Annotated in this window: 4 protein-coding genes; 2 read left to right on the top strand and 2 right to left on the bottom strand. The window is 38.7% G+C overall.

Features of this window, described 5'->3' with window-relative positions:
* Nucleotides 1-91: 91 nt before the first annotated feature.
* The gene (locus H5072_RS14100; RefSeq protein ID WP_182693878.1) at nucleotides 92-1,972 is read left to right on the top strand and encodes a hypothetical protein; all 1,881 of its coding nucleotides are present in this window, start codon (nucleotides 92-94) and stop codon (nucleotides 1,970-1,972) included.
* Between the two features lie 134 nt (nucleotides 1,973-2,106).
* Here H5072_RS14100 and H5072_RS14105 read toward each other — a convergent pair whose 3' ends face one another.
* On the bottom strand, nucleotides 2,107-2,748 hold the full coding sequence (locus H5072_RS14105; protein ID WP_002961594.1) for a CPBP family intramembrane glutamic endopeptidase: 642 nt from the start codon (nucleotides 2,746-2,748) through the stop codon (nucleotides 2,107-2,109).
* Nucleotides 2,749-2,814: 66 nt separating this feature from the next.
* On the bottom strand, nucleotides 2,815-3,390 hold the full coding sequence (locus H5072_RS14110) for an inner membrane-spanning protein YciB (protein WP_033028426.1): 576 nt from the start codon (nucleotides 3,388-3,390) through the stop codon (nucleotides 2,815-2,817).
* A gap of 191 nt (nucleotides 3,391-3,581) precedes the next feature.
* Here H5072_RS14110 and H5072_RS14115 point away from each other — a divergent pair.
* The coding region (locus tag H5072_RS14115; protein WP_182693879.1) for an HU family DNA-binding protein at nucleotides 3,582-3,777 on the top strand (196 nt) is incomplete at its 3' end.

The following is a 3,777-nucleotide window of genomic DNA, read 5'->3' on the forward strand; positions in this document are numbered from 1 at the left end:
TCTTAATTTACAAACTGATAGCCTAGATTTAGATAAAGCCTATTATGCGAATGTGAATTGGTACGTGAACATTAAGTTTTAAGGAATGAAGATGTTAAAACAAATTATACCTTTAGGGGTCGCTATTGCATTGGCAGGTTGTGGCTCTTCATCAGACAGTGACAGTTCAGAATCTGTTGCAGTGAGTGAAATTGCTACATCTTCTTCTGTGAGTTTTTATGTATCTAATTGGCAATCACCACAGGGCACGCTTAATGTTTTAGATAGCGATGGGGTGGTGCAAGAATCAATTGAAGTCGAAAACATCAATACTGCGAGTGTAAGTGTAACTCCACTTACTTTTAATAGTTTTGAGTTTATACCTAGCGATACAGCTCTACCTTGTCCGCGATTTACAGGGTGTGGCAGAACTGTGCGTGGTGATGTAAATGACTTAAACGCAAACCGGTTAATTGACTACCAAGAATTGACAACCGTTACCCTTAATTACAAAGCGGATGCATTTAGTGCACCGGGTGTAAATAAGGTTTATTTATCGCCATTGAGTAAAGCAATTACAGAAGAAGGCTTTAGTGCTACACAGGCGAGTTTATCAGCCACGCCTTTTTATCATTTAACGCACAGTAATTTAAATGCAAGTGTTGAAGCAGAAATGGTGACAAATGCCTTCACCTACGCGGCAATTTTAGCTGGTGTTGCTGATAGTTCGTTTAGTGTTGAAAGTGCTTTTAATGCATTTACTAACTTGGAGACTGACCAGCAAGCTTGGCAAGATTACAGCGACTTAGCAGCGCAGTATGTTACAGACAACTTATTTAGCGACCAAGGTAATGCTTTGCTGAAAAATGTAGCTGGTCAAGTTAAGCAAACGATTGCAAGTGTAACTACATTTGCAAATTGGCAGGCTCGCTCAGCAGAAGTGCAAAGCTTAGACTCAAGAGAGTTACTTGTTGATACGCGAAATATAATTGGTGTTGCAAGACTTCAAGAAAAAAGCTATTCAGATGAATTAGACGCAAAATTTACTGAGCTTGAAGGTGCGTTTGATGAAGATACACAAAGAACCCTTGATGCACTTAGTAATGCTTTAAACGAAGTTATCACAAATTATTCACCACTAGCTGATGGCTCTACACCATCAGGGCAATATAAGCTTCGTGATTTAGATATTGATTACAACCAATCACCTTATACTTGGGCTATTACTGGCACATATGATGAGTTACCTATAACCATTGATTTATCAATTCCAACTTTCAGAGTAAGTGGTGTATTAGGTAATAAAATCGAAGGTGTAATGAGCGCAACGGTCACAAATGGTACTACGGTATTAAGTGTGGATGTAAGTGAGTTGCTGATTGAGTTTGATGGCATAGATGCTCAAAGTGAATTAAACCCAGAAGCCGATACGGGTATTACACAGGTAACCACCAACGTAATTATCAATAAAGCAGCGGGTAAACTCGAAGGTGATTTATCAGTAAATTTAAACCGTTTTGTTAATTCACTAGGTGAGGAGTCAACCACGTTATATACTTTTGATTTTAATGGTGATTACGTAAGCGACATTCAAAACACTGCATTTCATATCACAGCAGTAGAGGCTTCGCCTTTTGTTGGTGAAGATAATGACGATTTAGCATTTACTTTTGAATTAGATTTTCCATTGAGTGGTGCAAGCGATTTTAAATTTGCGTACGTAGGCGATGTGGAAAACCTATCAGAACTTACCTCTACAGATATATTTGTTAGCATACAAAATCGCGCGTTAGATTTACGTATTCGTGATGTTAGTGGCAACATTAATCTAATAGCGAAAGGCGAAAATGGACGTTGGTTAGATGTAAAGCAAAAGGGCCGTAATTACAGTGGCGGTTTATATTTTGGTGATACTAAACTAGCTGATGTTACTGCGGTACGTGGTATTCCTGGTGTTTTGTTTCCAAATGGTGAGTTTGAGTCGTTATTTTAACCATTAGATTAAATAATTAAAAACTCAGCATATGCCTTACAGCTCAGCGCTTTTTGCGATGAGTGAAGTGTTTTTATAACTATTCGAAATCCGGTATTAGTTTTCTAGTATCGGATTTTTTAATGTTTGTTATATTAGTTAAATGCGCCTGAATCGAGGTAGCTGCCAATCCCGAGTGTAAACATCCATAGCCCCCATAAGCTGTGTTCAATAACACACACGACCGTTGAGCGGCTTTGTGCGTAGGTATACGCAAACAGTAAACCGCCCAAAAAGGCTAAGGCTACTGCAATCCAATTTGCATACACTATATGCGCCAACGCAAATACACTCGCACTGACTACAATACGCACTGCTTTTTTTGGCATGATGCGTTTATAACGATGAAAAAAATACGTTCGGAATATTAATTCTTGAGGAATAACCGACAGTATTGGATACAGCACCAGCAGTAAAAGCCAATCATTAAACGAGTTACGGGGAAGGGTAAACCAGTTGCCTTGATGAATAATCCCGTAAAACATGCCTGAGAACAGCGCACCTAAAAAAAAGAAGCTAAACACACGCCTTTTAACAGCAGAAAATTGCCCAAGGCTTGTGAGTCTAAACCGTTTAAAATGGGGATCGCCTAGTAGCAACATACAACACACACTCATAAGTATAATAAGCGCAGGGATAAGCCAATTAGCTAAATGCTCGCGTAATCCAAAACCCAACAAGGGCAGCAATATAAAAATGAGGGTAAATTCAAACCAGCGGTATTGATTAGCGTTCAAGGTCGTCTCAACTTGCTTTTTTTAATAAGCTAACAAGCTAAGACGACACTTTTATGACGAGGGGGCTTACTTTGCTGTTTCCTCTTCATCAGGGAGATATTTGTACAAGGCAATAATGGTGGCAAAAATGCTTACAAAAGTAATACCCATTAAACCAAACACTTTAAAGTTAACCCAAAAGTCGAGCGAAAAATTATATGCAATATAAATGTTTAGTGCTGCGATGCCAGCAGTAATTACAACCCACATTAAATTAAGCTTATCCCATAACGGTTCTGGGACAACAATGGCTTGCTTTGTATCATTAGCGTTTTCGAGGATTGAGCTAAGCGCTTTTTTAACGAGATTTTTATTAAGTACATAACGGCTAACAAGTAACGTTAAACTTAAACCTGCATATATCAGTGTTGCTTTCCATTTAATGTATTGCTCATCATGAAGTACCAGCGTTAGCGTACCAAACACGGCAGCAATGCCAAAAAATATCCAATGACGAGTAGGTACATTGCCATGTTTAAAGTAGCTATAAGCAACCTGAATAAGCGTAGTGGCCATCAATAAACCGGTAGCCCAATAAATATCGACGAGTTTAAACACTGCAAAAAACAGTATGAGTGGAATGTATTCAATTAATGCGTGCATATACTACCTAAATTATACAAAAAAGAGTCAAAGGCTTTTTACCACATAAAGCTTAGCAACTACAAGGTTGACTTGTTGCCCTGTAACCCTTAGCCTGCGTGGCTTTATTACCAATTTGGTTTGGTATTTTTCATATCATCATATTCCCACGCTTAACCAACACTGATTTGGCGTGTATTTAGGAGCCTAAAATGAATAAAGCAGAACTCGTTGCTGCCATTGCACACAAAAGTGAATTAACAAAAAAAGATTCTCAAGCGGCACTTTCAAGCTTGCAAAAAGTCATTACTAAATCGCTTTCTGAGGGCGATCAAGTTCAAATTAATGGCTTTGGTACCTTTGCGCTAAGTTATTACCCAGCGCGTACTGGGCGTAACCCACAAACAG

The sequence above is a fragment of the Pseudoalteromonas sp. SR45-5 genome (assembly GCF_014163565.1).
In the GTDB taxonomy this organism is placed as follows: domain Bacteria; phylum Pseudomonadota; class Gammaproteobacteria; order Enterobacterales; family Alteromonadaceae; genus Pseudoalteromonas; species Pseudoalteromonas distincta.

Bases quoted from the DNA above. Each gene is read 5' to 3' on its own strand.
- H5072_RS14100 (WP_182693878.1), top strand. From the start codon at position 92: ATGTTAAAACAAATTATACCTTTAGGGGTCGCTATTGCATTGGCAGGT.
- H5072_RS14110 (WP_033028426.1), bottom strand. From the start codon at position 3,390: ATGCACGCATTAATTGAATACATTCCACTCATACTGTTTTTTGCAGTG.